Below are 25,041 nucleotides of genomic sequence, written 5' to 3'. Positions count from 1 at the left end.
GTAACTTTGCAGCATGGTAAAAATAGGTAACATAGAACTTCCTGATTTTCCGCTATTATTAGCGCCGATGGAAGATGTAAGTGATCCACCATTCAGAGCTTTATGTAAAGAAAATGGTGCTGATGTAGTGTATACTGAATTTATTTCTTCGGAAGGATTGATTCGCGATGCAGCAAAAAGCGTAATGAAGTTAGATATTTACGAAAAAGAACGCCCTGTGGGGATTCAAATTTTTGGCGCTAATTTAGAATCTATGCTAAAAACAGTGGAAATTGTTGAAAAATCAAATCCTGATATTATCGACATCAATTTTGGGTGCCCTGTAAAAAAAGTAGTATCTAAAGGAGCTGGTGCAGGAATCTTAAAAGATATTGATTTAATGGTTTCTCTTACCGAAGCAATGGTAAAACACACTAAATTACCTGTTACTGTGAAAACTCGTTTAGGCTGGGATCATGATTCGATCAGAATTCTTGAAGTTGCCGAACGTTTGCAAGATGTAGGTTGTAAAGCTATTTCTATTCACGGTCGTACACGTGCACAAATGTATAAAGGTGAAGCCGATTGGGCTCCTATTGCTGAAGTAAAAAACAACCCAAGAATGCATATACCTGTATTTGGTAATGGAGATGTTACCTCTCCTGAAAAAGCGATGGAAATGCGTGACGTTTATGGATTAGATGGCTGTATGATTGGTCGTGCTTCTATTGGATATCCTTGGTTTTTTAACGAAGTGAAACACTATTTTAAAACAGGAGAGCATTTACCAAGACCAACAATTTCTCAACGTGTTGATATGGCACGTCGTCATTTAGAAATGGCTATAGACTGGAAAGGCGAACATTTAGGAGTTGTAGAAACCAGAAGACATTATACCAACTATTTTAAAGGAATTCCGCATTTTAAAGAACACCGCATGAAAATGGTAACTTCAGATGATCCTAAAGATGTTTTTGCTGCTTTTGACGAAGTACAAACTAAGTTTGGAGATGCTACTGTCACCTTAGGATAATAGTGTAAATCCCCTTTTTAGCTTATTCATTTTCAATGAATTACTTTTTACTTTTAAACCAGCAAAAGAAGCTGTATATTTGGTTTAACTAACCATTTACACCTTATTTTGAAGTATCAACTTGTATATATACTACTGGTTACTATACTCCTACAACCATTTTTTGGTTTCTCACAAGAGCTTCCATTAAACAATACAGATGCTTTAAAACTATATCATCAAATTAATAACGAAATGAATGAAGAATTTCCTGTTGATGATATTAAAACTTATACTAGAGATTCGTATTCTGAAACTCAATTAAAAAAATACTTATCTCTTCTGTATCGAAAACTAGACTTACTTCCACAAATTGAAGACCATTACTATTTAAAAATTCAAAGTTTTCTTGATGCTGGGAATTGGTTTTACAAGGTTGGATTTCCGAAGGAATCAATTAAATGGTATAATCAATTTTTAAATTTCTATGTTGAAAACGAGGGTAAGCTTTCTTCTGAAGAAAAAAACTCATTAATAGAAATGCATAATCACGCTTACAGTGTTTTAGCTGCTGATTATGCCAAACTTTCAATTCTTGATAGCGCAGAGTATGCTCATAAAGCCAACATAAACTACTCTAAAACTTTTAATAAAATTTACTACCCTTCTGCCATTAATAATTATGGGTTATTTTTTTACTGGAATAAAAGTAACCCCGACAAAGCACTTCCTTATTTTAAAAAAGCCTACGAAATTACCTTAACCAACTTCCCTAATCATACACTTCTAGGAAGTGTCCGAGATAATATTGCCGACATCTACTATGAAAAAGGAGAGTATAATTTAGCAGCACCTTTATATGCTGAAAATTTCAAGTTTTTCAAAAATACTATAAATGAAAAATCACAAAATCGTGACACACCTCGCTTAATTAGCGCCGGGGCACAATTAGTGAACACTAATATAAAATTGGGGAAGTTTACAGAAGCGAATACCAACTTTAATAGGTTAGAGAAAATAATTACAGAAGAAAAAATTTCAGGAAGGTTAACTCCTGATTCTGAATTAGAATTTTTACAAACCAAAGAAACCTTACAAAATGCCTTAGGACTAACACCCCAAGCTTATGCTACTTTAAAAGTGATAAAACAATTTTCTGACAGTATACAAAACCTTGAAGATATTACCGATGCCACTTGGAGAAAAGAACTCAATAATGCAACATTAGACAGGGTTGCTCTTAACTTTGAGCTAGAACGAATGGTTAAAGAAAACCAACTAAAAAGCCAACAATCTAAATTTTGGATTGTTACTCTCTCATTTTCGTTTATAATTCTACTACTAGCATCATTATTTTTAAGAAGAAGACAACATATTATTAATGCAAAAAACAAACAAAAACTTGCAGAACGTACACTAGAAGTTGAAAGCTTAAAAGTTGAAAAGCTCAATTCCGAAATTCAATCTAAAAAACGTGATTTATCCGATTTTGCCATTAATTTATCACAACAACAAGAATGGATTAAATACATATCAAACAAAGTACACGCTTTAAAACAAACACACAACTCACACAGAGATGCTCTTTTAAATGAACTAGAACAAGAAATAAAAAACAAAGTTACTTTCGATTCTGATACTCAAATATTTTATGAAAAGCTCGATAAATTAAGTGATTCTTTTTACCGAAATTTAACAACAAAATTCCCAGATTTAAGCAAAAATGAAATACGTTTGTGTTCACTTATTCGATTAAAAATTAACAGTCGTAGTATTGCTACTTTACAAAATATAACTCTAGCTTCTCTTAACACTAGCCGTTATAGACTTAGAAAAAAATTACACCTTACAGAAGACATAAACTTAGATACTTTTATTCAATCTTTATAAAAACTCTCTTTAATACTATTTTGTCTATCATTTGTCTATTAGCAGATTATTATCTGTCTATGGTAATCTTAATTAAAAAACTGTCTTTTATTTTAACTTTATAAACTCCTTATTTGTTTCACTTACCCCATAATAACCCCAATAACTAAGTCTAATCATAATAATTTTTAACTTATGAAAACTCAAGTAATTGGTTTAATTATGCTCGGTCTAACCAACCTAATGTTTGCTCAACAAAATTTTTTTGCTGTAAACGATGTATCTTCTAACCTAAACAAAAAAAAAGCAACAGTTGAAAGCAATAGTTCTTTTGTAAATGCTGTTGAAAACTCAGATCAATCATTGCAGATAAAAATGCTTCGCAAAAAAATGCTAGAATTCAACATTGAAGATTTAAATGTTTATTCCAAAAACGACCCTTCTAATTACGATGTAGTACTTAAAGAAGGTAAAAACAAGATTGCTGTCACCTATAATCAACAAGGTGATATTTTAAACTGTAATGAATATTTTTATGACGTAAGGCTCCCACTATCTTTACAAAAAGAAATTGTAAAAAAATATCCTGGATGGAGTTTTGCTTCAACTAAATATCATATGGCTTATGAGAAAAATAAAAAAGCAAAAACTAAATACAAAATACTATTGAAAAAAGATGAGAAAACAAAAACAATAGTCATAAAAGAATAAGACTATTATAACTACTACGTATTTACAAAAGGCTAAGATTGTATAAATTTTGGCCTTTTATTTTTCTATAAAGGCTATTGAAATTCTTGAACTTGCAATTTTAGCTGACAAATAACCTAAAGCCGAAATTGTAACAATGACTACTAGTAGGTTCACCAACCTAAATTCAACTGGATAAGCCAAGCTTTCTGTAATCATCAATAATTCGAAACGTTGCTGAACCAACACTAAAAGAACTCCTAAAATCAATCCTATTGCCATTCCAACTAGGGTCAATAAAAAACCTTGATAAATGAAAATCTTTTTTATTTCCTCTACGCTACTTCCTAAATTAAATAATGTTTTCAGGTTTTTACGTTTATCAATAATCATCATTATTATTGAACCTATTACATTGAATAAAGCAATAGCTACAATCAGTGTAAAAATTAGATACGAGATGAAGTTTTCAGTATTAATTACTTTATAATACAACGTATTTAACTGTGCACGAGTTTGTACTTTCAAATCTTCCCCTAAAGCAGCTTGTAGTTTTTCTTGAAATGAATCTAAATCAACTCCTTTTTTTAAAGCTAATTCAACTCCCGTTATTTGATTTTCTTTATATCCTAACAATTCTTGTGCCAACGAGAGTTCGGTAAACACATATTTATTTTGAAACTCTTCTGAGCCTGTATACACACCAACTACCTGTGTAGATACCGATCGAAAAGCATTGTTAGCATTGATAAATCCTTTTCCCGGTTTTGGAACTAAAATCTGCAAAGGCTCTCCGAAATTAAAAATCCCTAACGACAATTTATACGAAATTCCATAACCAACAACAGCTGTGTTTTCATACTGTTCATCTATCCAAGTTCCAACCGTTAATATAGAATCTGCAGGAATTATAGATGAATAATTAGCATCTACTCCTTTTATTTGAGCAATATGATCTCTGTCTTTATATTTTAAAAAAACTCTTTCTTCTACAACTTTTGAATACGCTTTCACATCTTCTTCTTGTTGTAGAATTTCATGAAGTTTTGTTGAATATTCGAAAGATTTTCCTTGAGTTGCAGTTATTTTTATATCAGGATCTGACGCATTTAGTAAAGAGTCACTAAAAGTTTTTAACCCTGAAAAACCTGATAAAACCACAAATAACGCCAAAGCACCTACTACAACACCAAAAACAGCAATTGCCGTAATAATATTAATTGCGTTAGTACTTGTTTTTGAGAACAAGTATCGTTTAGCTATGTATAGTGAAAAATTCAACCATTAATAAATTTAGCTAGCCAAAGTAAAGAAAATTTATTAACGTTTTTGGCGACGAGGTAAGATATCTGGATTTTTTATTGGATCAATGTCCTCTCCTTTTAAAGATTTGTCAATATCTTCAATGTAATCTAAACTATCATCACCAAAGAATAGTAATTCTGGCATTCTTCTAAGTTGATGTTTTGTTCGCTGTGCTAATTCGTGACGGATTAAAGGAGTATTAGACTTCACCCCTTCTATAATCTCATCTCTTTTTTCTGAAGGAAATACACTTAAGTACACTTTAGCTACTCCTAAATCGGCAGTAACCGAAACTTTAGAAACCGATATAATCACTCCCTTCATTCCATCTTGAGCAGCGCGTTGTAAAACGTCTACCAAATCTTGTTGCAATACTCCTGCAATTTTTCGTTGTCTATTTGTTTCTTCCATGCTGCAAATTTAAGCATAAAATTACGGAGTATAAATTTTATTTTTAATAGCATACATAACTAATCCTACTCTATTTCTAACATTTAGTTTTGTAAATAAACTATCTCTATATCCATCTATAGTTTTAGGGCTTAGAAACATTTTATCGGCAATCTCTTTATACGTTAACTCAGAACAAGCCAACTTCATGAAAGTAATTTCATTTTCTTTAAACGCGAGATTATTTCTCTCCTTCTTTCCAGAGACTGAATCTAGCAATAAAGTTGTAACATTTTTGGTGTGATAAAAACCATTATCCATCATTTCTAAAAGAGCCTTTTCTAGTATCTCTTTTTTGGTATCTTTTAACAGGTAACCAACAGCCCCAGCTTTTAACATTTTCAAAATAGTTCCGTCAGCATCTTCTACAGATAAGGCCATGACATGTACCTGTGGATAATTTTCCACAATCCATTCGGTAGTTTCAATACCATTCATCACAGGCATATTTACATCTACTAAGACTAAATCTGGTATATTTTTAGGTGAGGCAGAAAATTTTTCTTCAACCTCTTTTCCATTTTTACAAGTGTAAAGCACTTTGAATTTATCAAAGGTGTTTACCATACCTTCAATAGCCTGTGACAATAACGTATGATCATCTACAACAACAACTGAGTATTTCATAATTTCATAAGTTAGATTAGTATTAGTTGTTGGGGAATATACACTAAGGCTCTTTAAATATAGTAATTTATTATTAAACTTGTTCCTTTTTGAGGTTCTGATTTGAATTTTGCTTCAGCATTTATCAATTTTGCTCTTGCTTTTATATTCTGTAAACCTATACCTTTTAAACCTATTCTCACCACATCAAAACCCACACCGTTATCTTGTGCTTTAATTTCAACAGAATCATCTTTGTAATTTAAAAACACTTCTAACTTTGTGGCTTTTGAATGTTTAATAGTATTAGAAAAAAACTCTTGGAGTATCCTGAAAATAATAATTCCATGTTTTTGATTAATTTCCAGTTCTCTACCTATTACCTCTAAACTTGCTTCAATATAATTTAATCTATTAAAACGGGCTATTTCTAACTCTAAGGCTTTCTTTAACTTTACATTATTAATAAAATCAGGGTTAATTATTTTTGACAGAGCTCTAACTTCTGTTAAACTCTTCGCAATAATTTCAGAGATTTCTCCCATACTTTCAGGTGAAGCATGCTGTAATTGTATTCTAGCTAAAGTTAGGAGTTGCCCAATATTATCATGCAACTCCCAACTAATATTTCTCAATGTTTCTTCTCGAATTTCTATTTGGGTTTCAGCTATTTCTCGTTCATACCGTTTTTTGTTTTCAGCACGTTCTAACAACAATTTATTCTTACGATTTTGAAAAACAGTAAACAATACCACTAAAAAAACAACTCCTAAAATTGTTAAAATTGTAGTTATTACTACAATTATTATTCGACTTTCTTCCAACTCCATAACAAACCTATTATAACACAACTATGCAAAAGAATAGTTACTACAAATTGTATATTGTGTATTTGAAAAAAAGCTACTCCTTTTTCCATGAAACTATATATTCCCATAAGAGGTATTGAACCTAAATAATATAGTAGTAAACCCGTTGTAATCCAAAATATTATATCTGTTTTATAGTTTACTATTTTATCTGACAACAAGATCTCTCTTAATGATAAAAACAATATTATAGCCATTAAAAAAGCACCCAGTACAATAACAAATGAATTAAAATGAGAAAAACTAAAATTATGAAACAAATACCAAGTAAAACACGTTACATTAAACAATGTAATTGAACCTATTATAGTCCTTTTTGTGATTTTATCATTAGACACTTCATAATAAAACATGAAAAGCAAATTAAACTCAATTAGACTATATATGTTATATATATAATTTGTATTATCAACACCTTTATTTAAAGCAAAACTTACAACAAGTTCTACCAAAACTGTAAATATTAGATATAAGATGAAAAATCTTATTTTTTTAAATGTAGAATCTTTAATGTATCTGTATAAATACAAAATTGAAGATAAACTAATAAACAAAAAACACAGATAATACATATTATTCAGCCTTTTAATATGGTGGTGTAGGCTTTAACCTGTTTGCTCCAGAACTATCTTCAGAATCTTCTTGTATTGGGTTGAAATTTAGCACCCCTGCTTTTTGTTCTTCTTTAGAAATTCTACTATTATCATAAGACCAATTATATCCTCTTTTTGCTAAAATAGATTTAAAAGTTACAGGCACTCCTTTTTTAGACTTTAACGGGTCAAATGTCACAAACTCTTCACCATCTATAGTTGTTGTTGGCATGAAAATTAATGTTTGATAACCTGCCGTTTTAGATCCAGAATAATTTTCAGGATAAGCAGTTGAAATGATATTAATTCCCGTTAATGGAATTTCTTTTTGAGCACATAAATTCTCAATATAACCTAAATAATCTTTTAATTGTTGAATCGGATAACTGTTTACCCTTGTATCTTCAAAACCTAACGATTTCTCTAACACTTCTTTCCTTGTTTTATCATACGACTCTAACATGTTTACAATTTCATTATACTTTAACATGTTTGAAGGTCTTCCTTTATCTACATAACAAAATGTTCCTTCTGGCACTTGAGATTGCCAATCATCACAATCACACTTTTGATTGGCATTGTCGCACGAAGCAATAAAACTCATTAATAGAGCTACAAACATTAGTTGTAGTAGGTTAGTTTTTTTCATGATTAATTGATTTTTTGATTTCTTAAATATAGGAGGTTAATTTTTAATAAAAAAAATAGCCTTTTAAAAAAACCTTATTAAAAACTATGTTTTCAACCATTTAACAACTCATATAGTATTTACAAAAGGGAAAAACACCCTAAAAGCACCAATATTTAAACTGTTTATTTTTCATGCCATATACTCTTGTTTTTTATGAAGCTTTTAAGAAGAGTTTTTTATACTTTTACCCTATGAATAAAATTGAACATATTGGTATTGCCGTTAAGGACTTAGAAAAATCGAATGCTTTATTTGCCGCTCTTTTTGGAGAATCACACTATAAAATTGAAGAAGTAGCTAGCGAAGGAGTAAAAACCTCATTTTTTAAATCTGGACCTAATAAAATTGAATTATTAGAAGCTACCAACCCAGACAGTCCAATTTCAAAATTTATAGAAAAAAAAGGTGAAGGAATTCATCATATTGCTTTTGCTGTAGATAACATAAAAGAAGAAATTAAACGTTTAAAGAGTGAAGGTTTTACAATTTTAAACGAAACTCCTAAAAAAGGAGCTGATAACAAACTAGTAGCTTTCTTACATCCTAAATCTACTAACGGGGTATTAATTGAATTGTGCCAAGAGATTTCAGGAAACGACTAGAATAAACAATTTCAACAAGCAGTGATAATTGAAGATTGATATTTGAAATTTGATTCACTATCTTGCAACGTCTTAAAATCAACATGTAACAATGACAACCTCTTTTGATTCTTTTCAAAAACGCCGTTTACAATCTTCATATATATCAGTAGTAGTTAGTATTGCTCTGGTACTTTTTATGATAGGTGTTTTAGGATTGGTTTTATTAAAGTCTACCAAAGTAGCTAATCACTTTAAAGAAAAAGTGGTGATGACACTTTTTTTGAAAGACGAAGTAACTAATGAAAGTGTAAAAAAACTGAAAGAGTCTATTCAGAAGGAAACTTTTGTTAATAAGGTAATTTACATTCCTAAAGAAGAAGCAGCTAAAGAATACAAAAAAGATTTAGGAGAAGATTTCTTGCAGTTTTTAGGAGACAATCCCTTAAAAAATGGAATTGATATTTATCTAAAGGCAGATTATGTAACTCCAGAAAAAATGACAGAACTTGAAGAAGCTTTTGAGAAAAATAAGTTCATTGCTGAAGTAAACTACGATAAACCATTAGTGCAATTATTAACTAAAAATATTCAACGTATTAGTTTTTGGTTATTGGTATTAAGTGGTTTTTTTGGGTTAGTAGCCATCATTCTAATCAACAGTTCTATTCGATTATCTATTTACTCAAAACGATTCAATATTAAAACCATGCAAATGGTAGGTGCTACAAAAAGCTTTATTCGTAAACCTTTTATTTGGCAGAGTATTAGATTAGGATTACTAGGTGCTTTTATAGCTATTAGTGGATTGACTGTTTTAATTTATTATGTAGACAAATACATTCCAACTTTAGAATTGTTTACAGATTACGTAGCATTGGGCTATGTAGCAGGAGGAATTATATTAATTGCCTTTTTCATTACATGGATTAGCACTTTCTTTGCTACACAGCGCTTTTTAAACCTACAAACAAACGACTTATACTATTAGTAAAATATTTATGAAAAAAGATAATTCACCAAAACAAGAATTTTTATTCGGCAAGAGAAATTACATGATTATGTTAATCGGTATTGCCGTAATTGCCTTAGGATTTATTTTAATGGCAGGTGGCGGTAGTGACGATCCTAACGTTTTTAATCCTGATATTTATAACTGGCAAAGAATTCGCTTAGCTCCTACCTTGGTAATTATCGGATTGGGTATAGAAATTTATGCTATTTTTGCCAATCCTAAAAAATAAACATGGATTTATTAGAAGCGATTATCCTTGGAATTATTCAAGGACTTACTGAATTTTTACCCGTATCATCTAGTGGACATTTAGAGTTAGCCAAAGCCATTTTTGGAGACACTTCTGTACCTCAAGAAAGTTTAACTTTTACAGTAGTTTTACACGCTGCAACAGCGCTAAGTACTATTGTAGTATTTAGAAAAGAAATTGCTGAAATTTTTAGAGGCCTTTTCCAGTTTAAATGGAATGAGGAAATGCAATTTTCGGTAAAAATCATCTTATCTATGATTCCCGCTGTAGTAATTGGGTTAGCCTTTGAAAAAGAATTAGAAAGCTTTTTTGGCGGAAAAATTTTATTAGTAGGATTCATGCTTTTAATAACTGCTGTATTGCTTTTATTAGCTGACAAAGCTAAAAACACCAATAAAAGTGTTTCTTTTAAAAACGCTGTAATCATAGGAATCTCCCAAGCTATTGCCATGTTACCTGGTATTTCTCGTTCAGGTGCTACTATTTCAACTTCAGTATTGTTAGGAGTAGATCGTACCAGAGCCGCTCGCTTTTCTTTTTTAATGGTAGTTCCTTTGATTTTAGGGAAAGTAGCTAAAGATATTTTAAGCGGAGATATTAATTTTCAAAGTTCAGAGATTATTCCACTTTCGGCTGGTTTTATAGCTGCTTTTATATCTGGCTTACTAGCGTGCACTTGGATGATAGCTTTAGTTAAGAGAAGTAAATTATCGTATTTTTCTTTATACTGTGCTATTGTAGGTTTAATTGCCATTGGCTATTCTTTATTTTTCTAAATGACTGCGGAAGATTACAAAAACGGACAAATTTTATTGATTGATAAACCACTAGAATGGACTTCTTTTCAGGTGGTAAATAAGCTTCGTTGGCATATTCGTAAACACTTTAATATTAAAAAAATTAAAGTAGGACATGCTGGAACTTTAGACCCTTTAGCTACTGGTTTGTTAATTATTTGTACTGGTAAACAAACCAAAAACATTAATGAATATCAAGGTCAAATAAAAGAATATACAGGAACGTTTGTTATTGGTGCTACCACACCAAGTTATGATTTAGAAACAGAAATCAACGAAACATTTCCTACGGAACATATAACAGAAGAATTGCTACACAAAACTACGGAGCAATTCACAGGAAAAATTCAGCAAAAACCACCTATTTTTTCTGCTATTAAAAAAGATGGAAAACGCTTATACGAATTAGCTCGCAAAGGTGAAACCACTGAAATTAAAGCTCGTGAAGTAGAAATTAACGAGTTTAAAATCACAAAGATTGATTTACCAAATGTTGAATTTAGAATTGTGTGTAGCAAAGGAACTTATATCCGCTCAATTGCTAATGATTACGGAGAAGCGTTAAAGTCTGGAGCCCATTTATCCGTATTACGAAGAACTAAAATCGGTGATTTTTCTGTTGAAAATGCTCAGAGTGTTGATGGGTTTGTAGAAAACTTATAAAAATCGATTGTACCAACTTTCAGTAATTGGTACTTCCCAATAATTTTCCAACTCACCTTTTGTTTGCACCAGATTATCAAAAACGATTGTTTTAGCTGACACAGACTTCTTTTTAAGCAACGTTTTAAACTCTTTGACGTCTTTATACTGGATGAATTCTCCTTGCTTAAAACACACGTTCATTTTGTCTAACAATTCAACTTCATATTCTTGCTGTAATTGTAAAATAAAAGCTACTTGCTGATCAATATCTGCGTTGGTCAATTGAGCATCTTCTTCCGCAGAAAAAATAATAAAACGATTGTATTTCAACTCAAAAGAAGCTTTAAAACCAGCATCATCTTGTTTCCAAGCCTCAACAAAACTGTTTAATTTTTCTTTTAATTCGTCAATTTCTTGAGGATAAAATTTTCGACTTGATGGATATACCCATACTTTGGCTTCTTCTGATAAAGAATTGAATTCTACAAACATATTAATTCATTATGGGCGCAAAGATAGAAAAAACAATTCCCCTTCTTGAATAAAATCAAAAAGGGGAATTGTTATTATTTTTAAGCTCAATTATTTCAACATTGAGACAATATCTTCTTGAGTATTTTCTCCTTTATTTTTATTGTACCAAACTTGTAAATCTTCTTTAAACTCGGCATCTAAGCTCCCTTTTCTTGCTTTGTAATCAGCAACCATTTGCGTAGCCATCGTAGGTCTTGGTCCCCAAGTGTTAATTACTTCGTTTTCCTTATTTAAAGCTATTAATTTAGGAATTGACCTTCCTCCATTCGTTAAAAACTCATCCATTAATTCCAAGTTTTCATCACGTAAAACTAATTTAAAATTGATGTTTGGATTTTCAGCCGCTATTTTATGAATCACAGGGATGTTTTGTGCTGCATCACCACACCACCCTTCAGTTAATACTAACCAAGTTTGTGGTTCTTTTACGTCTTTAATTTTAGCAATTGTTTCCTTGGTAAGTTGAATTGTTTTATCCAAACGCTTCATACGCTTGTCATTTAACTTACTATAATTTAACAAATCATCAGACTGATTCGGCCCTGTAGATTTGCCTTGCGTTAACAAATCGCTTACTAAATTTCTATACTCAGTATATGACAATGCTCTTTCTAAGCTTTCTTCTATAATTTTTTTCATCATTAACATGTTGCTATTGCAAAAATATTCCTTCTATACTATAAAATTCGTAACCTAAGTTACACTTAACTATAAAACTTGAATACCATAGACGAAAGAAAGAATGTAACCTTACACCTCTGCTGACTCTTCAGCTTTTGCTTGTAAATTTGTAATGATGTCTTTAGTCATAGAAGCTAAATCGAACTGATGTCTCCATCCCCAATCTTTTCTTGCAGCCGAATCGTCAATTACTTGAGGCCAACTATCAGCAATCGCTTGTCTAAAATCTGGATTATATGTAATGGTAAATTCTGGAATGTATTTTTTAATTTCTGCAGCTATTTCAGCTGGTGTAAAACTAATTGCTGCTAAATTGTATGAAGTTCTTGTTTTAATATTCTCTTCATCAGCCTGCATTAACTGGATAGTCGCATTGATAGCATCGTCCATATACATCATTGGTAAGCGTGTATTTTCTGATAAAAAGCACTCAAAAGTTCCTTTTTTCAATGCATCAAAGTAAATATCAACAGCATAATCAGTCGTTCCTCCACCTGGTAAAGTTTTCCAACTTATAATTCCTGGATAACGAATGCTTCGTACATCTACCCCATATTTATCGTGGTAATAATTACACCAATGTTCACCTGCTACCTTACTAATTCCGTACACTGTAGAAGGCTCCATAATAGTTTGTTGTGGTGTATTCATTTTTGGCGAAGTAGGTCCAAACGCAGCCATAGAACTAGGCCAATATACTTTTTCTATATGTTTCTCTTTTGCTAACTCTAATACGGCTAACAAAGAAGTCATATTTAAATCCCAACCTTTTAACGGGTACTTTTCTGCTGTTGCAGATAACATAGCAGCCATTAAATACACTTGGTTTACTTTATATTTTTGAATGACACCTAAAATTTGCTCTTGGTTGGTAGCGTCGATGATTTCAAAAGGACCAGAACTCATCATTTCTGCATTTCCTTCTCTAATATCTGAAGCTATTACATTATCTTTTCCATAAATAGAACGTAATTTTTGGGTTAATTCTGTCCCTATTTGCCCGCAAGCTCCTAAAATTAATATAGTATCACTCATTTTTAATTGTTCAAAAATATATGCTCGCAAAGTTATTAAATTTAAGATTTCGCAAAAAGTATTTGTTCTTTTTTAACTATCTACAATACAGAATGCTAACCTACTGATTTCAAACTTCTAATTTAATTCTACAGGTAATACCAAGTAAAATATGTATTTTTATCGTTTTAATTTTTCAAATAAAATGAGTCGTTTTTTATATGTTACTGCTATGTTAATTCTTTTCCTTTCTTCTTGTCAAAAAAAGAAAGAACAAAAAACGGAATTACCTACAAAAACTGAAATGCATGTTTCGGTTAAGCATTCAGATTACTCAAAAATAAACGATGATTACTTGAAAGAAATTAAACCTTGGAAAGAGTATTTTACTGTTGAAGGTTTTTTACATGAGTTAAAAAACACGACACCTACCGAGGCTTTAAACAACGCTGTTGAGCTAAAAAAAATATCTAAGCAACTAAAAGATAGCTTAAACATAGAAGCCCTTAAAACTCCTGCTTTTAAAGCTCGTATTAATGTTTTTGAAAACGAAACTTTACGTTTGGCTGATATGACTTTAATCCCTTCTATTTCTGCCAGTGAAGTAAACAGCCAAGTAGAAAAAATTATGGTGATTTTTGGTAGTGTTAATGATAAAATAAACACTGTATACACTAAGAAAAAATTTGATAAAGAAATTAATCTTGATAGTTTATTTAAGAATCAATAGTTTTTAACGCTTCGTATATTAAATTACTTTCAAAACCACGATACAACAAGTAATCGGCTATTTTCTTTTTTCGTTTGAAGTGATTGGTTTCCGTAACAGATGCATTCTTCTTTTCTACTAATTCATATAAGGTTTTGATGTATTCTTCTTCATCAATTTCTTTCAATGCTGATTTTATATTATAAGTAGAGATATCACGAAACTTTAGTTCTCTAACAATTCGCTCTTTTCCCCATTTTTTAATTCTGAATTTCCCTCTAGCAAAACTTTTAGCAAAACGCTCTTCATTTAAAAAGTTATTCTCTAATAAATGTAATAAAATATGCTCTCTAGCTTCTGGAATTAAACGGTATTGTTTTAGTTTAGCTTCTATCTCTTTATGACATCTGTCTTGGTATACACAATAATACTCCATTTTTCGCTTAATCTGCTCAACTGTAAAAACCTGTTTATTCATAGTACGAAAATATAAAAAAGGGTTAAAAACATATTGCTTTTAACCCTTTTTACAGTTAACAAAAAATCAATTATAGAACGCTACGTAACCACATTTTAAATTTAGTGATTAAGTAGAATAATATCGGTACTACTATTAGTGTTAAGAAAGTAGCTATGAATAGTCCGTAAATAACTGTCCATGCTAAAGGTCCCCAGAACACTACATTATCTCCTCCTACATATATATGTGGATTTAACTCACTTGCCAATGTAAAAAAGTTGATATTTAATCCTGTAGCTAAAGGAATTAATCCTAAAATTGTGGTAATAGCCGTTAATAATACTGGACGTAAACGTGCCTTACCTCCTCTAATAATTGCTTCACCCAGAGTGTTTACATCAACATAATCCTCCTCCTTTAATCCTTTCTCTACCTTTTTTCGGTCTATTAATAATTGTGTATAATCCAAGAGTACTACCCCGTTATTTACTACAATACCCGCAAGTGAAATGATTCCCATCATGGTCATCATAATTACAAATGGTTTTGCTGTAATAATCAATCCGCCAAAAACTCCAATCAAACTTAAAAAGATTGCTAACATGATAATTGCAGGTTTGGAAACAGAATTAAACTGGAAGATTAATATTAAAAAGATCAATCCTAATCCTCCAAAAAATGCTTTCATCAAGAATGCCATTTGTTTGTTTTGTTCCTCTATTTGACCTGTATAATCAACTTTTACTGTCGCTGGTTTTTCAGTAAACGACTTCATTTCATGCTGAATTTTAGACACAATTGCTGCAGCATCTGTATACCCAGGGGCTAAGGCTGAATACACTGTTACAACCCTTCTTACATCTTTATGCTTAATTGCACTAAAACCTGAAGTATTTGTTTGTTCTGCTACCGCTGATATAGGAATTTCTTTAATGGTTCCTGTAGCCATGTCTCTAAAAGTAATCTTTTGATTGAAGATCGCACTTTTATTATACCTATTTTGTTCATTAAAGCGTACATAAATATCGTAATCGTCTCCATCTTCTTTGTAAATCCCTGCTTTTGATCCAAAAATAGCATTACGCAATTGGCTTCCTACTTGAGATGAACTCACCCCTAACTCTCCTGCTTTTTTACGATCTACATTTACTAACATTGATGGTTTTGACTTATTTACATCAATCTTTAATTCATCAATACCTGCAATACTTTTAGCATTGATAAAATCACGCATTTTTTCAGCAGTATTAATTAATTCACCGTAATCTTTTCCTTCTAGCTCAATATTAATTGGATATCCCGCAGGTGGTCCTACCGCTTCTTTTTCAACAGAAATTTCTAATCCAGGATAAATACCACGTAAAGCTTCTGTTACTTTCTTTTGCAATTCTTTACTATCTGCTCCTCTACGGTATTTATACTCACGCATAGATGCTGTAATCTTTCCTTTATGAGGCATTTCTGCAGTAGAACCTCCATCTGTTTGTGGATTTCCAGAACCTGCACCCACTTGAGACACCGCACTTTCAACCATAAAGTTATACCCGTTGTCTACATACTCAGGAGCATTTAACACTTTATAAACTCGTTCTTCCAAATCTTTCATAATCAGATTCGTTTTTTCAATATCGGTCCCTTGTGGATATTCGATATATACTATAATCTGATTAGGTGTATTATCTGGGAAGAACTCTACCTTAGTACGTTGACTTCCTATTGAAGCTCCAAAACCTACAAAAGCAATTATCAACAGTATAAAAGTACTTATCGAAATAATATAAGGCCTCCAACCTTTTAATGCAACTCGAAGTGTTTTTTCATAAAAACGTTCCCAACGCGGCAGTACTCTATTCTGGAAAGCATTTGCCCATGGCCTAAGAAACAATCGGTACATCCACAACATAATTGAGGTAAATATCATTACTGTACCAAGAGCTCTATATACTCCACCCATTAAAGCAATTAACAGTCCTATAACAGCCATGGTAACCGATAAAATAATAATACGTCTTAACGGCATATTTTTATCTTCAACACTCATAAACTGAGACACCAAAACCGAATTAAAGAAAATAGCAACCAATAAAGATGATCCTAAAACAGCCGACAATGTTATTGGGAAATACTTCATAAACTGCCCCATAGTTCCTGGCCATAACCCTAAAGGAACAAAAGCTGCTACTGTTGTTAAAGTTGATATAATAATTGGAAATGCGATTTCACCGATACCTTTCTTAGCTGCCTCAATTCTAGGCATTCCTTCATCCATTAAACGATATACGTTTTCAACAACTACAATACCATTATCTACTAACATTCCAAGTCCCATAATTAACCCAAAAAGAATCATGGTATTCATCGTGTAACCCGCCCAACTTAATATCATTAATGACATAAACATAGACATTGGGATTGCAAACCCTACGAATAAAGCATTTTTAAACCCTAAGAAGAACATTAAAACCAGTACTACTAGGATTACCCCAAAAATGATGTTATTTACCAAATCATCTACTTGACCAATAGTTTTTGAAGATTGATCGTTAGCGATGGTTACTTTTAAATTACTTGGAAATATATTGGCTTTGGTATCTTCTACTATTTTCTGGATTTTTTCAGCAGCCTCTACCATGTTTTTTCCTGAACGCTTTTTCACATCTAACATCACCACTGCTTCACCAAACTCACGTGCATAGGTAGTTTTATCTTTATCTTTAAAAGAAACCTCAGCTATATCTTTTAAGTAAATAGAATTCCCTTTTTCAGATTTTACTACAAAATCTTGTAATTCTTGTGGGTTTTCAATTTCACCTAAAATACGAACCGTACGTCGTTGACCACTGGCAATTAAATTTCCTGCCGACATGGTTAAGTTACCTCCGTTAATTGAATTGATTACATCTTGAAAACTTACTTGCGCAGCCATCATTTTGTAAATATCTACCGCTACCTCAACCTCTTTCTCTTCTGCTCCACGGATATCTACTTTTTTAATTTCTTGTAAATCTTCTATTTCATCTTCTAAGTACTCACCAAATTCTTTTAACTTATCAACTGGATAATCTCCTGAAATGTTGATATTTAAAATTGGCATTTCTTCAGAAAGACTCAATTCAAAAACATTAGGCTCTACTTTAGCTCCATTAAACGTGGGCCAATCTTCTCCAGATGTTTCTTGATCAATTTCATCTTTTACTTTTTGTTTAGCTTGATCTACTGTAATTTTTTCATCAAACTCTACCACTACCATCGAATAGTCTTCTTGTGATGTTGAAGTTATTTCAACAACATTACTCACTGTTTTAAGCCTATCTTCAATAGGATCAGTGATTAGCTTTTCTATATCTTCGGCAGTGTTTCCTGGATATAAAGAACTGATATATATTTTTGTTTCTTTAATTTCAGGAAAATTCTCTCTTGGCATACTTAAAAAGGCAGATATCCCTGATATAAGTATGATTACCATCATCACGTAGATGGTTGTTTTGTTATTTATTGCCCAAGAAGATAAACCGAATTCTTTATCTACTTGTTTTTTTTGTTTTTCAGTCATGAGTTGTACAACTTTTATGGGTTATTTCGCGTCTTGTGAAACTGTTAAAATCTTCACTTCCTGTCCGTTTTTAACGCTACGCGCCCCTTCGTCAATAATTTTTACTCCGCTCTCAACTCCACTCAACACCTCTATAATATCTCCTTGTGTTTTTCCTGTACTAATAATGGCTTGTTTAGCTGTCCCTACCTCATCTTTTATGTTTTCTACAACATAAATGTATTGCTCACCATTGGCATTTTCAGAAATAATACTTTGAGGAATTAAAATTGCGTTTTCGTTAGAATAATCGTTGATTTTTAATTTTGCAGTTAAGTTTGGCTTGATCTTACCATCTGTATTTGGAACTCCAACTTCAACCTTAAAAGTTCTGTTTGCTGGATTGATAAAATTACCTGCTTGACGAATTTTAGAAGTTATTTTTTCTCCTAAAACAGGAAACTCAACCTCTACTGCTTTTCCTTTTTTAATTGATGTGATATAGCTTTCTGGAACATCTGTTTCTATATACATGTCTTTAAGGTTTACTATTCTAAACACTTCAGATCCCATACCTGGAGCTACAACAGTTCCTTGTTCTTTAATTACATCATCTATAACTCCAGAAAAAGGTGCTGTAATCACCGATTTTGCTAACTGTCTTCTTAACTGATTTACAGCATTGGTTTGAGCTTCGTAATTTGTTTTCGCTTGTAAATACTGAATTTCTGAACCTATTTTTTGTTCCCATAAACGTTTTTGACGTTTGTATGTGGTTTCTGCCAAAGCTGCTTGAGTTTCAACTTGTGCTAATTGATTCGATAATCCTCCATCATCAATTTTCGCTAAAGCTTGCCCTTTTCTTACTTGCTGACCTTCTTTAACATAAATTCTTACTAACTGACCTGGCATTTCTGGGTAGATTAGTACATTTTGTTTTGTTTGTACGTTTCCTTGTAACTCTAAATAGTGATTAAAAACTTCTTCTTTAGCAGAAAGTACAGTAATTAAAGGAACTTTTTTATTTGTGTCTAACTCAGATATTTTGCTATTTAAAAGTTTAATATCCTCTGTTAATGTTTGTATTTTATCTTCGACTGATGCTTTTTTCTCTCTAATTTTAGCCAAGTCGTTAGATGCAACTACATCTTGTACTGATTGCTCTTTTTTACCTCCACAAGAAGCTAAAAGCAATGTAATTGCGAATAGTGAATATATTTTTCTCATTATAGTAGATTTTATTTTAGTGGTATATTTAATGCGTTTTCTAATTGTGCTTTTTTAGCTATTACGTTCAACATTGACTGCACGTAATTGTTTTGTTGTGTATATAGCTGATTTTGTGCTTGTAATAAATCGAAACTTGAAGAAATTCCTTCAAAAAACTTTACTTGCTGCTTTTTTTCTATTCGCTCTGCTAAGGCTAAATTTTTCTTAGCTGTTTCATAGTTTTCTATTCCTAATTGATATTCGCTCTTAGCTGTTTCAACTTGCAGATTTAATTTTTGCTTTGCTTCTTCTAGTCGGATATCAGCATTCTCTAACTCTATTTTCGCTTGTTTTACTTTAGCATTTCTTCCAAAAGAGCTGAAAATTGGAACGTTTAAACTAACTCCTAACAAAGATGAACCTAACCAACGTTGATTACTATCTAAAAAGGTAAATGAATCAGAAAAAGCTGTTACCCCATAATTTACAAATGCTGATAGAGTTGGTAAGTACTTACTTTGCTCTAGCTTCATTAATAAACGTTTACTTTCTCTATCGTTTTGGGCAATTCTGAAATCGATATGATTATCAATGTCAAACTGAGTAGCTAACAAACTCAAATCGGTGTTATCCACAACTAAATTATCTAAAGTAGATGTCAATGTCAGTTTAGTATCAATAGAATTTCCTAACGAAACGTTTAACATTTGATATGCTATTTCTCTTAATCTTTCTGCATTTCTTAAGTTACTTTCAACGTTTCCAAGTGTTATTTGAAGTTGCTCTACATTTTCTAACTCAGTTAATCCATTGTCATAGGTTTTTTGAGTTTCATCTAAGTTCTTTTCAAGTACAGCTTTATTTCTTTCTAAAATCTCTATCGATTTTTCGGTAACCAACACATTCCCATAAGCATTTACTACAGCTTCACGAGTTGATAATTCTGTTTTCTCTTTAGCTTGTTCTGAAATTTTTAAATAGGTTTTAGCAGATTGTAATCCTACTAAATAAGACCCATCAAAAATTAACTGACTTAATGTTACCGAAGCTTTTGTAGTTTGCTTTTTGGTAAAAATCAATTCTTCATCTACTCCATCGTTGTTAAAATCTACTAACTGAACTTGTTGTTTTAACCAATTTTGATAATCGACTACACCATTTACTTGCGGCAACCCAATAGTTGTAGTTTCCCATTTTTTCTTTTTTGCTGCCTCAATATTATTTAAAGAAACTTTATTCTCGTAACTGTTCTTTATAGCATAATCAATTGCTTCTTGCATTGATAAGCTCATTTCTTTTTCTTGTTCTTGGGCGATAATACCCCCTATAAAAAAGAATATAAATACACTACTTATGTATTTTTTCATTGTTTTTAGTTTTGATTCGTAATTTTTAGTTGTTTTTCTAATTCTTTCACTCCTTTATCAGTGGCAATTGCCCTGATATGATATTCTAAAATTTCATATTCAATTTTCATTATTTCTTGAACTTCGTCTCCATATAATTCGCTTTCAAAAACACCAAAAACCAAGGTGAAATAAAAATTCACCATTAGCTCTTTGTCAATATTTGCTCTATACAATCCTTGTTCTATTCCTTTTGTTAAATTACTTACAATACAATCTCTAAACATGCATACCTCGCGTTCCATTAATTTAGCATAGGTTTCTGGGTAGTACTTTTTAAGTTGATACATAGGAGATGCTTTTGAATTTTTAAGCATCTCTTTAAAAATTGCTTTTACAGCAAACTCTTCTTCTACTGCGTTGTAATTTTTACTTTTTATTGCACAAATAGTTTCTCCTATTGTGTTATGAACCGCTTCGGTACTAGCATCTACCAAAGTTGTTTTATTAGGAAAGTACTTATATAGTGTCTTTTTTGACATACCAAGTTCTTTCGCTATATCATCCATCGTTGTGCTTTTAAACCCTAAGGTTAAAAACATTTCTCCTGCTTTATTTATAATTTTTTTCCTCATAATCGATGGCAAAAATACAACAGGAAACTTTAGAAACAAAAAAAGTTTCCTAAGTTTTAATCTTTTTTTAACACAGACATACATTTAGAATTTTTGTTTACCGTATTTTTACAAAAATTTTCAGATTTGGACATACTATCATATCAATCAGACTTTATAGCTTATTTAGAATCTCAGAAATTTTCTAGAGAACCTAAAAACCTTTATGAACCAATTGATTACATACTTCAATTAGGAGGAAAAAGAATTCGTCCTATGCTTACTCTTATTGCTTCAGATATTTTTTCTGGTGATTACAAACAAGCATTACCAGCCGCATTAGCTGTTGAAGTTTTTCACAACTTTACTTTAGTGCATGATGATATTATGGATGATGCGCCTTTACGTAGAGGAAACGAAACTGTTCATGAAAAATGGAATATTAATACCGCTATTCTTTCTGGAGATGCTATGCTAATTTTAGCATATCAATATTTTGAAAACTATGAGCCAGTTGTTTTTCAAAAATTAGCGCAACTGTTCAGTAAAACTGCTTTAGAAGTTTGTGATGGGCAACAACTGGATGTTGATTTTGAAACAAGAAATGATGTAACCATCGATGAATATATCAAAATGATTACGTTGAAAACATCAGTTTTAGTTGCTGCCGCTCTAAAAATGGGTGCTATTGTAGCAAAAGCGGACGAAGATCAGGCTCAACATTTATATGACTACGGTTTAAATTTAGGTATCGCTTTTCAATTACAAGATGACTATTTAGATACTTTCGGTGACCCAGAATCTTTTGGGAAACAAGTAGGTGGCGACATTATAGAAAATAAAAAAACCTACTTATACTTAAAAGCTTTAGAAGTTTCCAACTCTAACGATAAAGAAAACTTATTGAACCTTTACAACGGAAAAGAAAAAAACAATTCAGAAAAAATAGATACTGTTTCAACCATTTTTAGAAACAATAATATTCCTGAAGAAACTTTTAAACTTATTGAGTACTACACAAATAAGGCTTTTGAAAGCCTTGATCACCTGAACATAAGTGAGCAACAAAAACAGGGTTTACGTGTTTTCGGTGAAAATTTAATGAGTAGAAAAGTTTAAAAAAATAGTTATTTATTTAAAAAAGTTTTTATTTTTGCAGTCCAAATAAAACAGGTCCTATAGCTCAGCTGGTTAGAGCACCTGACTCATAATCAGGGGGTCCATGGTTCGAGCCCATGTGGGACCACATTTGTTTTAAAGCATTTACATTTTTTGTAAATGCTTTTTTTATTTTAAACCTTATACAAACCTCTCTTTCACCAACTAGTATATGGCTACAATTACGATAATCCGTAAAGTTTTATCTCCTACTTCATTTAAGTTTGACTCATAAAAACACCCTTTTACAAAAGCCATATAGATGAAATTATTTTTAATATGTTTATAAATTTTAACAAACAGAAAAATAAGAAGGTAAAATTTAAAAAAACTAACTTCCTATTACTTCCCTTAATACATAAGAACAGCTTCTATTGGCTAGAAAGAGTAGAAATTACTAAAAGTTTTAATGGCTACAACTACCAAATCACTGGAATAAAACGTTTAAATGATAAAAAATAATACTAATCTCAATTTTTTTATTCAATAAAGCCACTACATTTTCACCCCTTAAAATCAACTTTACTTCTCTAAAAAATTTATTTTTCGTAAATTTATATCTCCTCACATAACAATTACCTCTCTTCACATTTAACCAACTAAAGATGAAACAAAACTAATCTACAACTCCTCTTTATCAACTAAAGCGATTTCAGTAACGTTTCATCTTGTAATTCTTATAAAGATGATTACTACTAAACAACACAAAATAAAAGAGGAACTAGGCATGTTTGACACCCAAAAAGAGCCTAGAAAATCTTTTGCTACCTATCAAAGAAATCAAAATAAATTCTACCTCAGCACCTTAAATTTAATTGACAGAAAGGCTTCAATTATGTTAAAGGTAAATGCAACTATCCTTTCTGCTTCTGTTATTTTCTTCAACTATATTACTGAAATTAATTTCGGAATTAGAATTGCAGCTATATTGATTACAACCTCCTTTGTATCCTTAATTTTCTCTATACTTGCCTCTAAACCAAACAGTATTTCTTTTTACAGGCGTTTTAAAAGGAATATTGTTTCCAAATACAAAAAAGAGGAAGAAAATCTTTTTATGGTAGGTATGTCTAGCAACAAAACTTTAGAACAATATGAAAAAGCCTATAGTAAAGTTCTAAAGAGTCAAGAGTTACAAATAGGCAATCAAGTTCGAGTTATGTTTCTTTTAGAAAAAGAAATGAAGCGTGGCTATTTTTATTTAGAACTGGCCTATAGTAGTTTTTTAATAGGACTTCTTATTTTAATTATAGTACTCTTTTTTGCTAATATTTAAGTTTTTAATAAAAGCTTATATTCTTTCGTTTTCACTAAAAAAACTAAACGTTTTATGTTAAACTCACTCTTTTAAAATGACAAATATCATTGAAAACAAACCTATAAATCAATATTTTAGCTTCAACTTAATTAATTGTTTTTATCATGAAAGTACTTGTATATAGTTCCAAAAGTTTTGAAATACTTTACTTAAAAGAAGCTAATAAAGAGAAGCTTCAGCTAACATTCATAAAAGAAGCTTTATCATTAAAAACAGTAACATTGGCTAAAGGGTATGATGCCATATCTATATTTGCAGCAGATGAAGCTGATTCCTTTATCATAAAAAAATTGGACAGTTTAGGAATTAAGTATATAACTTTAAGATCGGCAGGATACGACAATGTAGATCTAAAAACTGCCTCCAACCTCAATATTAAGGTAGCTAATGTACCTGCTTATTCTCCTTATGCTATCGCTGAACATGCTACCGCGCTTTTGTTAGCTTTAGATAGAAAGTTGATTGAATCTAACAAACGTATTAGTAATTTTAATTTTGCTCAAGAAAACCTTATTGGCTTTGACTTAAACAATAAAACAATAGGCATTATTGGAACAGGAAAAATAGGCTCTGTTATGTGTAAAATTATGCATGGGTTTGGATGCAAATTATTGGGATATGATATTAAAGAAAATAAAGAGTTAGCGGATTCTTATCAGCTACAATATGTAACTTTAAATACTTTATGTAAAAAAGCAGATATTATTTCTTTGCACACTCCTTTAACCACCGAAACTTATCACTTAATTAACAATGATTTAATCTCTAAAATGAAAGAAGGCGTCATAATTATCAATACAGCTAGAGGTGCCATTATAAATACAGAGCACATAATAGCAGGATTAGAAAACGGAAAGATTGGTGCTTTAGGTATTGATGTATACGAAAAAGAAAAAGGTATTTTTTTTAATAATAACTCTAAAAAAGCACAAAAGGATAATCTTTTAGTAAAATTAATAGCAATTCCAAACGTACTTATTACAGGTCATCATGCCTTTTTAACCTATGAAGCTATAACCAACATTGCTAATACCACCATTTATAATCTAAGCTGTTGGAACAACGGAAGAACAACAGAAAATGAACTCAGTTATAATACTTTTTAAATAAAAGG

The 25,041-nt window shown here is 31.2% G+C and carries 25 protein-coding genes and 1 tRNA gene; 13 read left to right on the top strand and 13 right to left on the bottom strand.

The window, feature by feature from the left end:
* The first annotated feature begins 13 nt into the window (after positions 1–13).
* The 3 genes from dusB to C8N26_RS04295 all read left to right on the top strand — a co-directional run bounded on the left by dusB (position 14) and on the right by C8N26_RS04295 (position 3,571).
* Positions 14–1,012: a tRNA dihydrouridine synthase DusB gene (gene dusB, locus C8N26_RS04305; protein ID WP_120186218.1), complete on the top strand. Its 999-nt coding sequence runs from the start codon at positions 14–16 to the stop codon at positions 1,010–1,012.
* Positions 1,013–1,120: 108 nt separating this feature from the next.
* The gene (locus tag C8N26_RS04300) at positions 1,121–2,881 is read left to right on the top strand and encodes a transcriptional regulator (protein ID WP_120186217.1); all 1,761 of its coding nucleotides are present in this window, start codon (positions 1,121–1,123) and stop codon (positions 2,879–2,881) included.
* 174 nt (positions 2,882–3,055) lie between these two features.
* The gene (locus C8N26_RS04295; protein ID WP_120186216.1) at positions 3,056–3,571 is read left to right on the top strand and encodes a hypothetical protein; all 516 of its coding nucleotides are present in this window, start codon (positions 3,056–3,058) and stop codon (positions 3,569–3,571) included.
* A gap of 57 nt (positions 3,572–3,628) precedes the next feature.
* Here the strand turns inward: C8N26_RS04295 and C8N26_RS04290 are convergent, their stop codons facing one another.
* The 5 genes from C8N26_RS04290 to C8N26_RS04265 all read right to left on the bottom strand — a co-directional run bounded on the left by C8N26_RS04290 (position 3,629) and on the right by C8N26_RS04265 (position 8,022).
* A complete protein-coding gene (locus tag C8N26_RS04290; RefSeq protein WP_120186215.1) occupies positions 3,629–4,831 on the bottom strand; it encodes an ABC transporter permease in 1,203 nt (400 codons plus the stop codon).
* Between the two features lie 39 nt (positions 4,832–4,870).
* Complete coding sequence (rbfA, locus tag C8N26_RS04285) at positions 4,871–5,266, bottom strand: 30S ribosome-binding factor RbfA (protein ID WP_120186214.1); 396 nt, start codon at positions 5,264–5,266, stop codon at positions 4,871–4,873.
* A gap of 21 nt (positions 5,267–5,287) precedes the next feature.
* Complete coding sequence (locus tag C8N26_RS04280; protein ID WP_120186213.1) at positions 5,288–5,935, bottom strand: response regulator transcription factor; 648 nt, start codon at positions 5,933–5,935, stop codon at positions 5,288–5,290.
* A 50-nt stretch (positions 5,936–5,985) separates the two neighbouring features.
* The gene (locus C8N26_RS04275; protein ID WP_120186212.1) at positions 5,986–6,741 is read right to left on the bottom strand and encodes a sensor histidine kinase; all 756 of its coding nucleotides are present in this window, start codon (positions 6,739–6,741) and stop codon (positions 5,986–5,988) included.
* 624 nt (positions 6,742–7,365) lie between these two features.
* Entirely contained in the window at positions 7,366–8,022 is a 657-nt protein-coding gene (locus tag C8N26_RS04265; RefSeq protein WP_120186210.1) for a hypothetical protein, read from the bottom strand.
* A gap of 233 nt (positions 8,023–8,255) precedes the next feature.
* Here C8N26_RS04265 and mce point away from each other — a divergent pair, with 233 nt between their 5' ends.
* From mce to truB, 5 genes are all read left to right on the top strand, one after another.
* Positions 8,256–8,666, top strand: a complete 411-nt coding sequence (mce, locus tag C8N26_RS04260; protein ID WP_028892271.1) for a methylmalonyl-CoA epimerase — start codon at positions 8,256–8,258, stop codon at positions 8,664–8,666.
* 91 nt (positions 8,667–8,757) lie between these two features.
* The gene (locus C8N26_RS04255; protein ID WP_120186209.1) at positions 8,758–9,636 is read left to right on the top strand and encodes a cell division protein FtsX; all 879 of its coding nucleotides are present in this window, start codon (positions 8,758–8,760) and stop codon (positions 9,634–9,636) included.
* Between the two features lie 10 nt (positions 9,637–9,646).
* Entirely contained in the window at positions 9,647–9,889 is a 243-nt protein-coding gene (locus tag C8N26_RS04250) for a DUF3098 domain-containing protein (RefSeq protein WP_028892269.1), read from the top strand.
* 2 nt (positions 9,890–9,891) lie between these two features.
* Complete coding sequence (locus C8N26_RS04245) at positions 9,892–10,686, top strand: undecaprenyl-diphosphate phosphatase (protein ID WP_120186208.1); 795 nt, start codon at positions 9,892–9,894, stop codon at positions 10,684–10,686.
* The gene (gene truB, locus C8N26_RS04240) at positions 10,687–11,370 is read left to right on the top strand and encodes a tRNA pseudouridine(55) synthase TruB (protein WP_120186207.1); all 684 of its coding nucleotides are present in this window, start codon (positions 10,687–10,689) and stop codon (positions 11,368–11,370) included.
* Here truB and C8N26_RS04235 read toward each other — a convergent pair.
* The 3 genes from C8N26_RS04235 to C8N26_RS04225 form a co-directional block, all read right to left on the bottom strand.
* Positions 11,365–11,844 (bottom strand): ABC transporter ATPase, encoded by a 480-nt coding sequence (locus tag C8N26_RS04235; RefSeq protein ID WP_120186206.1) that lies wholly within the window; start codon positions 11,842–11,844, stop codon positions 11,365–11,367. The two genes, truB and C8N26_RS04235, sit on opposite strands and share 6 nt — an antisense overlap.
* 90 nt (positions 11,845–11,934) lie before the next feature.
* Positions 11,935–12,525, bottom strand: coding sequence for a thioredoxin family protein (locus tag C8N26_RS04230; RefSeq protein WP_028892264.1), 591 nt, complete (start codon positions 12,523–12,525; stop codon positions 11,935–11,937).
* Between the two features lie 111 nt (positions 12,526–12,636).
* The gene (locus C8N26_RS04225) at positions 12,637–13,602 is read right to left on the bottom strand and encodes an NAD-dependent epimerase/dehydratase family protein (protein ID WP_120186205.1); all 966 of its coding nucleotides are present in this window, start codon (positions 13,600–13,602) and stop codon (positions 12,637–12,639) included.
* Between the two features lie 184 nt (positions 13,603–13,786).
* Between C8N26_RS04225 and C8N26_RS04220 the strand changes: the two genes are divergently transcribed.
* Positions 13,787–14,311, top strand: a complete 525-nt coding sequence (locus tag C8N26_RS04220) for a hypothetical protein (RefSeq protein WP_120186204.1) — start codon at positions 13,787–13,789, stop codon at positions 14,309–14,311.
* Here C8N26_RS04220 and C8N26_RS04215 read toward each other — a convergent pair.
* From C8N26_RS04215 to C8N26_RS04195, 5 genes are all read right to left on the bottom strand, one after another.
* Positions 14,298–14,768, bottom strand: coding sequence for a regulatory protein RecX (locus C8N26_RS04215; protein WP_120186203.1), 471 nt, complete (start codon positions 14,766–14,768; stop codon positions 14,298–14,300). The two genes, C8N26_RS04220 and C8N26_RS04215, sit on opposite strands and share 14 nt — an antisense overlap.
* 70 nt (positions 14,769–14,838) lie before the next feature.
* Complete coding sequence (locus tag C8N26_RS04210; RefSeq protein ID WP_120186202.1) at positions 14,839–18,303, bottom strand: efflux RND transporter permease subunit; 3,465 nt, start codon at positions 18,301–18,303, stop codon at positions 14,839–14,841.
* A 21-nt stretch (positions 18,304–18,324) separates the two neighbouring features.
* Positions 18,325–19,509, bottom strand: coding sequence for an efflux RND transporter periplasmic adaptor subunit (locus C8N26_RS04205; RefSeq protein WP_120186201.1), 1,185 nt, complete (start codon positions 19,507–19,509; stop codon positions 18,325–18,327).
* An 11-nt stretch (positions 19,510–19,520) separates the two neighbouring features.
* Entirely contained in the window at positions 19,521–20,858 is a 1,338-nt protein-coding gene (locus C8N26_RS04200) for a TolC family protein (protein ID WP_028892259.1), read from the bottom strand.
* Positions 20,859–20,863: 5 nt separating this feature from the next.
* Complete coding sequence (locus C8N26_RS04195; protein ID WP_120186200.1) at positions 20,864–21,472, bottom strand: TetR/AcrR family transcriptional regulator; 609 nt, start codon at positions 21,470–21,472, stop codon at positions 20,864–20,866.
* Between the two features lie 126 nt (positions 21,473–21,598).
* Between C8N26_RS04195 and C8N26_RS04190 the strand changes: the two genes are divergently transcribed.
* From C8N26_RS04190 to C8N26_RS04170, 4 genes are all read left to right on the top strand, one after another.
* Complete coding sequence (locus C8N26_RS04190; RefSeq protein ID WP_120186535.1) at positions 21,599–22,570, top strand: polyprenyl synthetase family protein; 972 nt, start codon at positions 21,599–21,601, stop codon at positions 22,568–22,570.
* 53 nt (positions 22,571–22,623) lie between these two features.
* Positions 22,624–22,697: transfer RNA gene (locus C8N26_RS04185), tRNA-Ile, on the top strand.
* 597 nt (positions 22,698–23,294) lie between these two features.
* Positions 23,295–23,885 carry a hypothetical protein gene (locus C8N26_RS04175; RefSeq protein ID WP_120186198.1) on the top strand — a complete coding sequence of 197 codons (591 nt, stop codon included), beginning with the start codon at positions 23,295–23,297 and terminating at the stop codon, positions 23,883–23,885.
* 146 nt (positions 23,886–24,031) lie between these two features.
* Complete coding sequence (locus C8N26_RS04170; protein ID WP_120186197.1) at positions 24,032–25,033, top strand: 2-hydroxyacid dehydrogenase; 1,002 nt, start codon at positions 24,032–24,034, stop codon at positions 25,031–25,033.
* Positions 25,034–25,041 lie beyond the last annotated feature (8 nt).

This window comes from Tenacibaculum lutimaris, assembly GCF_003610735.1.
Taxonomy (GTDB): domain Bacteria; phylum Bacteroidota; class Bacteroidia; order Flavobacteriales; family Flavobacteriaceae; genus Polaribacter; species Polaribacter lutimaris.
Note: the sequence above shows the minus strand (reverse complement) of the source record. Positions and strands in the feature narration are given on the sequence as shown.

Excerpts from the sequence above, each read along its gene's own strand:
- dusB (WP_120186218.1), top strand. The coding sequence starts at position 14 with ATGGTAAAAATAGGTAACATAGAACTTCCTGATTTTCCGCTATTATTA.
- C8N26_RS04295 (WP_120186216.1), top strand. The coding sequence starts at position 3,056 with ATGAAAACTCAAGTAATTGGTTTAATTATGCTCGGTCTAACCAACCTA.
- rbfA (WP_120186214.1), bottom strand. The coding sequence starts at position 5,266 with ATGGAAGAAACAAATAGACAACGAAAAATTGCAGGAGTATTGCAACAA.
- C8N26_RS04275 (WP_120186212.1), bottom strand. The coding sequence starts at position 6,741 with ATGGAGTTGGAAGAAAGTCGAATAATAATTGTAGTAATAACTACAATT.
- C8N26_RS04265 (WP_120186210.1), bottom strand. The coding sequence starts at position 8,022 with ATGAAAAAAACTAACCTACTACAACTAATGTTTGTAGCTCTATTAATG.
- mce (WP_028892271.1), top strand. The coding sequence starts at position 8,256 with ATGAATAAAATTGAACATATTGGTATTGCCGTTAAGGACTTAGAAAAA.
- C8N26_RS04255 (WP_120186209.1), top strand. The coding sequence starts at position 8,758 with ATGACAACCTCTTTTGATTCTTTTCAAAAACGCCGTTTACAATCTTCA.
- C8N26_RS04250 (WP_028892269.1), top strand. The coding sequence starts at position 9,647 with ATGAAAAAAGATAATTCACCAAAACAAGAATTTTTATTCGGCAAGAGA.
- C8N26_RS04245 (WP_120186208.1), top strand. The coding sequence starts at position 9,892 with ATGGATTTATTAGAAGCGATTATCCTTGGAATTATTCAAGGACTTACT.
- truB (WP_120186207.1), top strand. The coding sequence starts at position 10,687 with ATGACTGCGGAAGATTACAAAAACGGACAAATTTTATTGATTGATAAA.
- C8N26_RS04235 (WP_120186206.1), bottom strand. The coding sequence starts at position 11,844 with ATGTTTGTAGAATTCAATTCTTTATCAGAAGAAGCCAAAGTATGGGTA.
- C8N26_RS04230 (WP_028892264.1), bottom strand. The coding sequence starts at position 12,525 with ATGAAAAAAATTATAGAAGAAAGCTTAGAAAGAGCATTGTCATATACT.
- C8N26_RS04225 (WP_120186205.1), bottom strand. The coding sequence starts at position 13,602 with ATGAGTGATACTATATTAATTTTAGGAGCTTGCGGGCAAATAGGGACA.
- C8N26_RS04220 (WP_120186204.1), top strand. The coding sequence starts at position 13,787 with ATGAGTCGTTTTTTATATGTTACTGCTATGTTAATTCTTTTCCTTTCT.
- C8N26_RS04215 (WP_120186203.1), bottom strand. The coding sequence starts at position 14,768 with ATGAATAAACAGGTTTTTACAGTTGAGCAGATTAAGCGAAAAATGGAG.
- C8N26_RS04210 (WP_120186202.1), bottom strand. The coding sequence starts at position 18,303 with ATGACTGAAAAACAAAAAAAACAAGTAGATAAAGAATTCGGTTTATCT.
- C8N26_RS04205 (WP_120186201.1), bottom strand. The coding sequence starts at position 19,509 with ATGAGAAAAATATATTCACTATTCGCAATTACATTGCTTTTAGCTTCT.
- C8N26_RS04200 (WP_028892259.1), bottom strand. The coding sequence starts at position 20,858 with ATGAAAAAATACATAAGTAGTGTATTTATATTCTTTTTTATAGGGGGT.
- C8N26_RS04195 (WP_120186200.1), bottom strand. The coding sequence starts at position 21,472 with ATGAGGAAAAAAATTATAAATAAAGCAGGAGAAATGTTTTTAACCTTA.
- C8N26_RS04175 (WP_120186198.1), top strand. The coding sequence starts at position 23,295 with ATGATTACTACTAAACAACACAAAATAAAAGAGGAACTAGGCATGTTT.
- C8N26_RS04170 (WP_120186197.1), top strand. The coding sequence starts at position 24,032 with ATGAAAGTACTTGTATATAGTTCCAAAAGTTTTGAAATACTTTACTTA.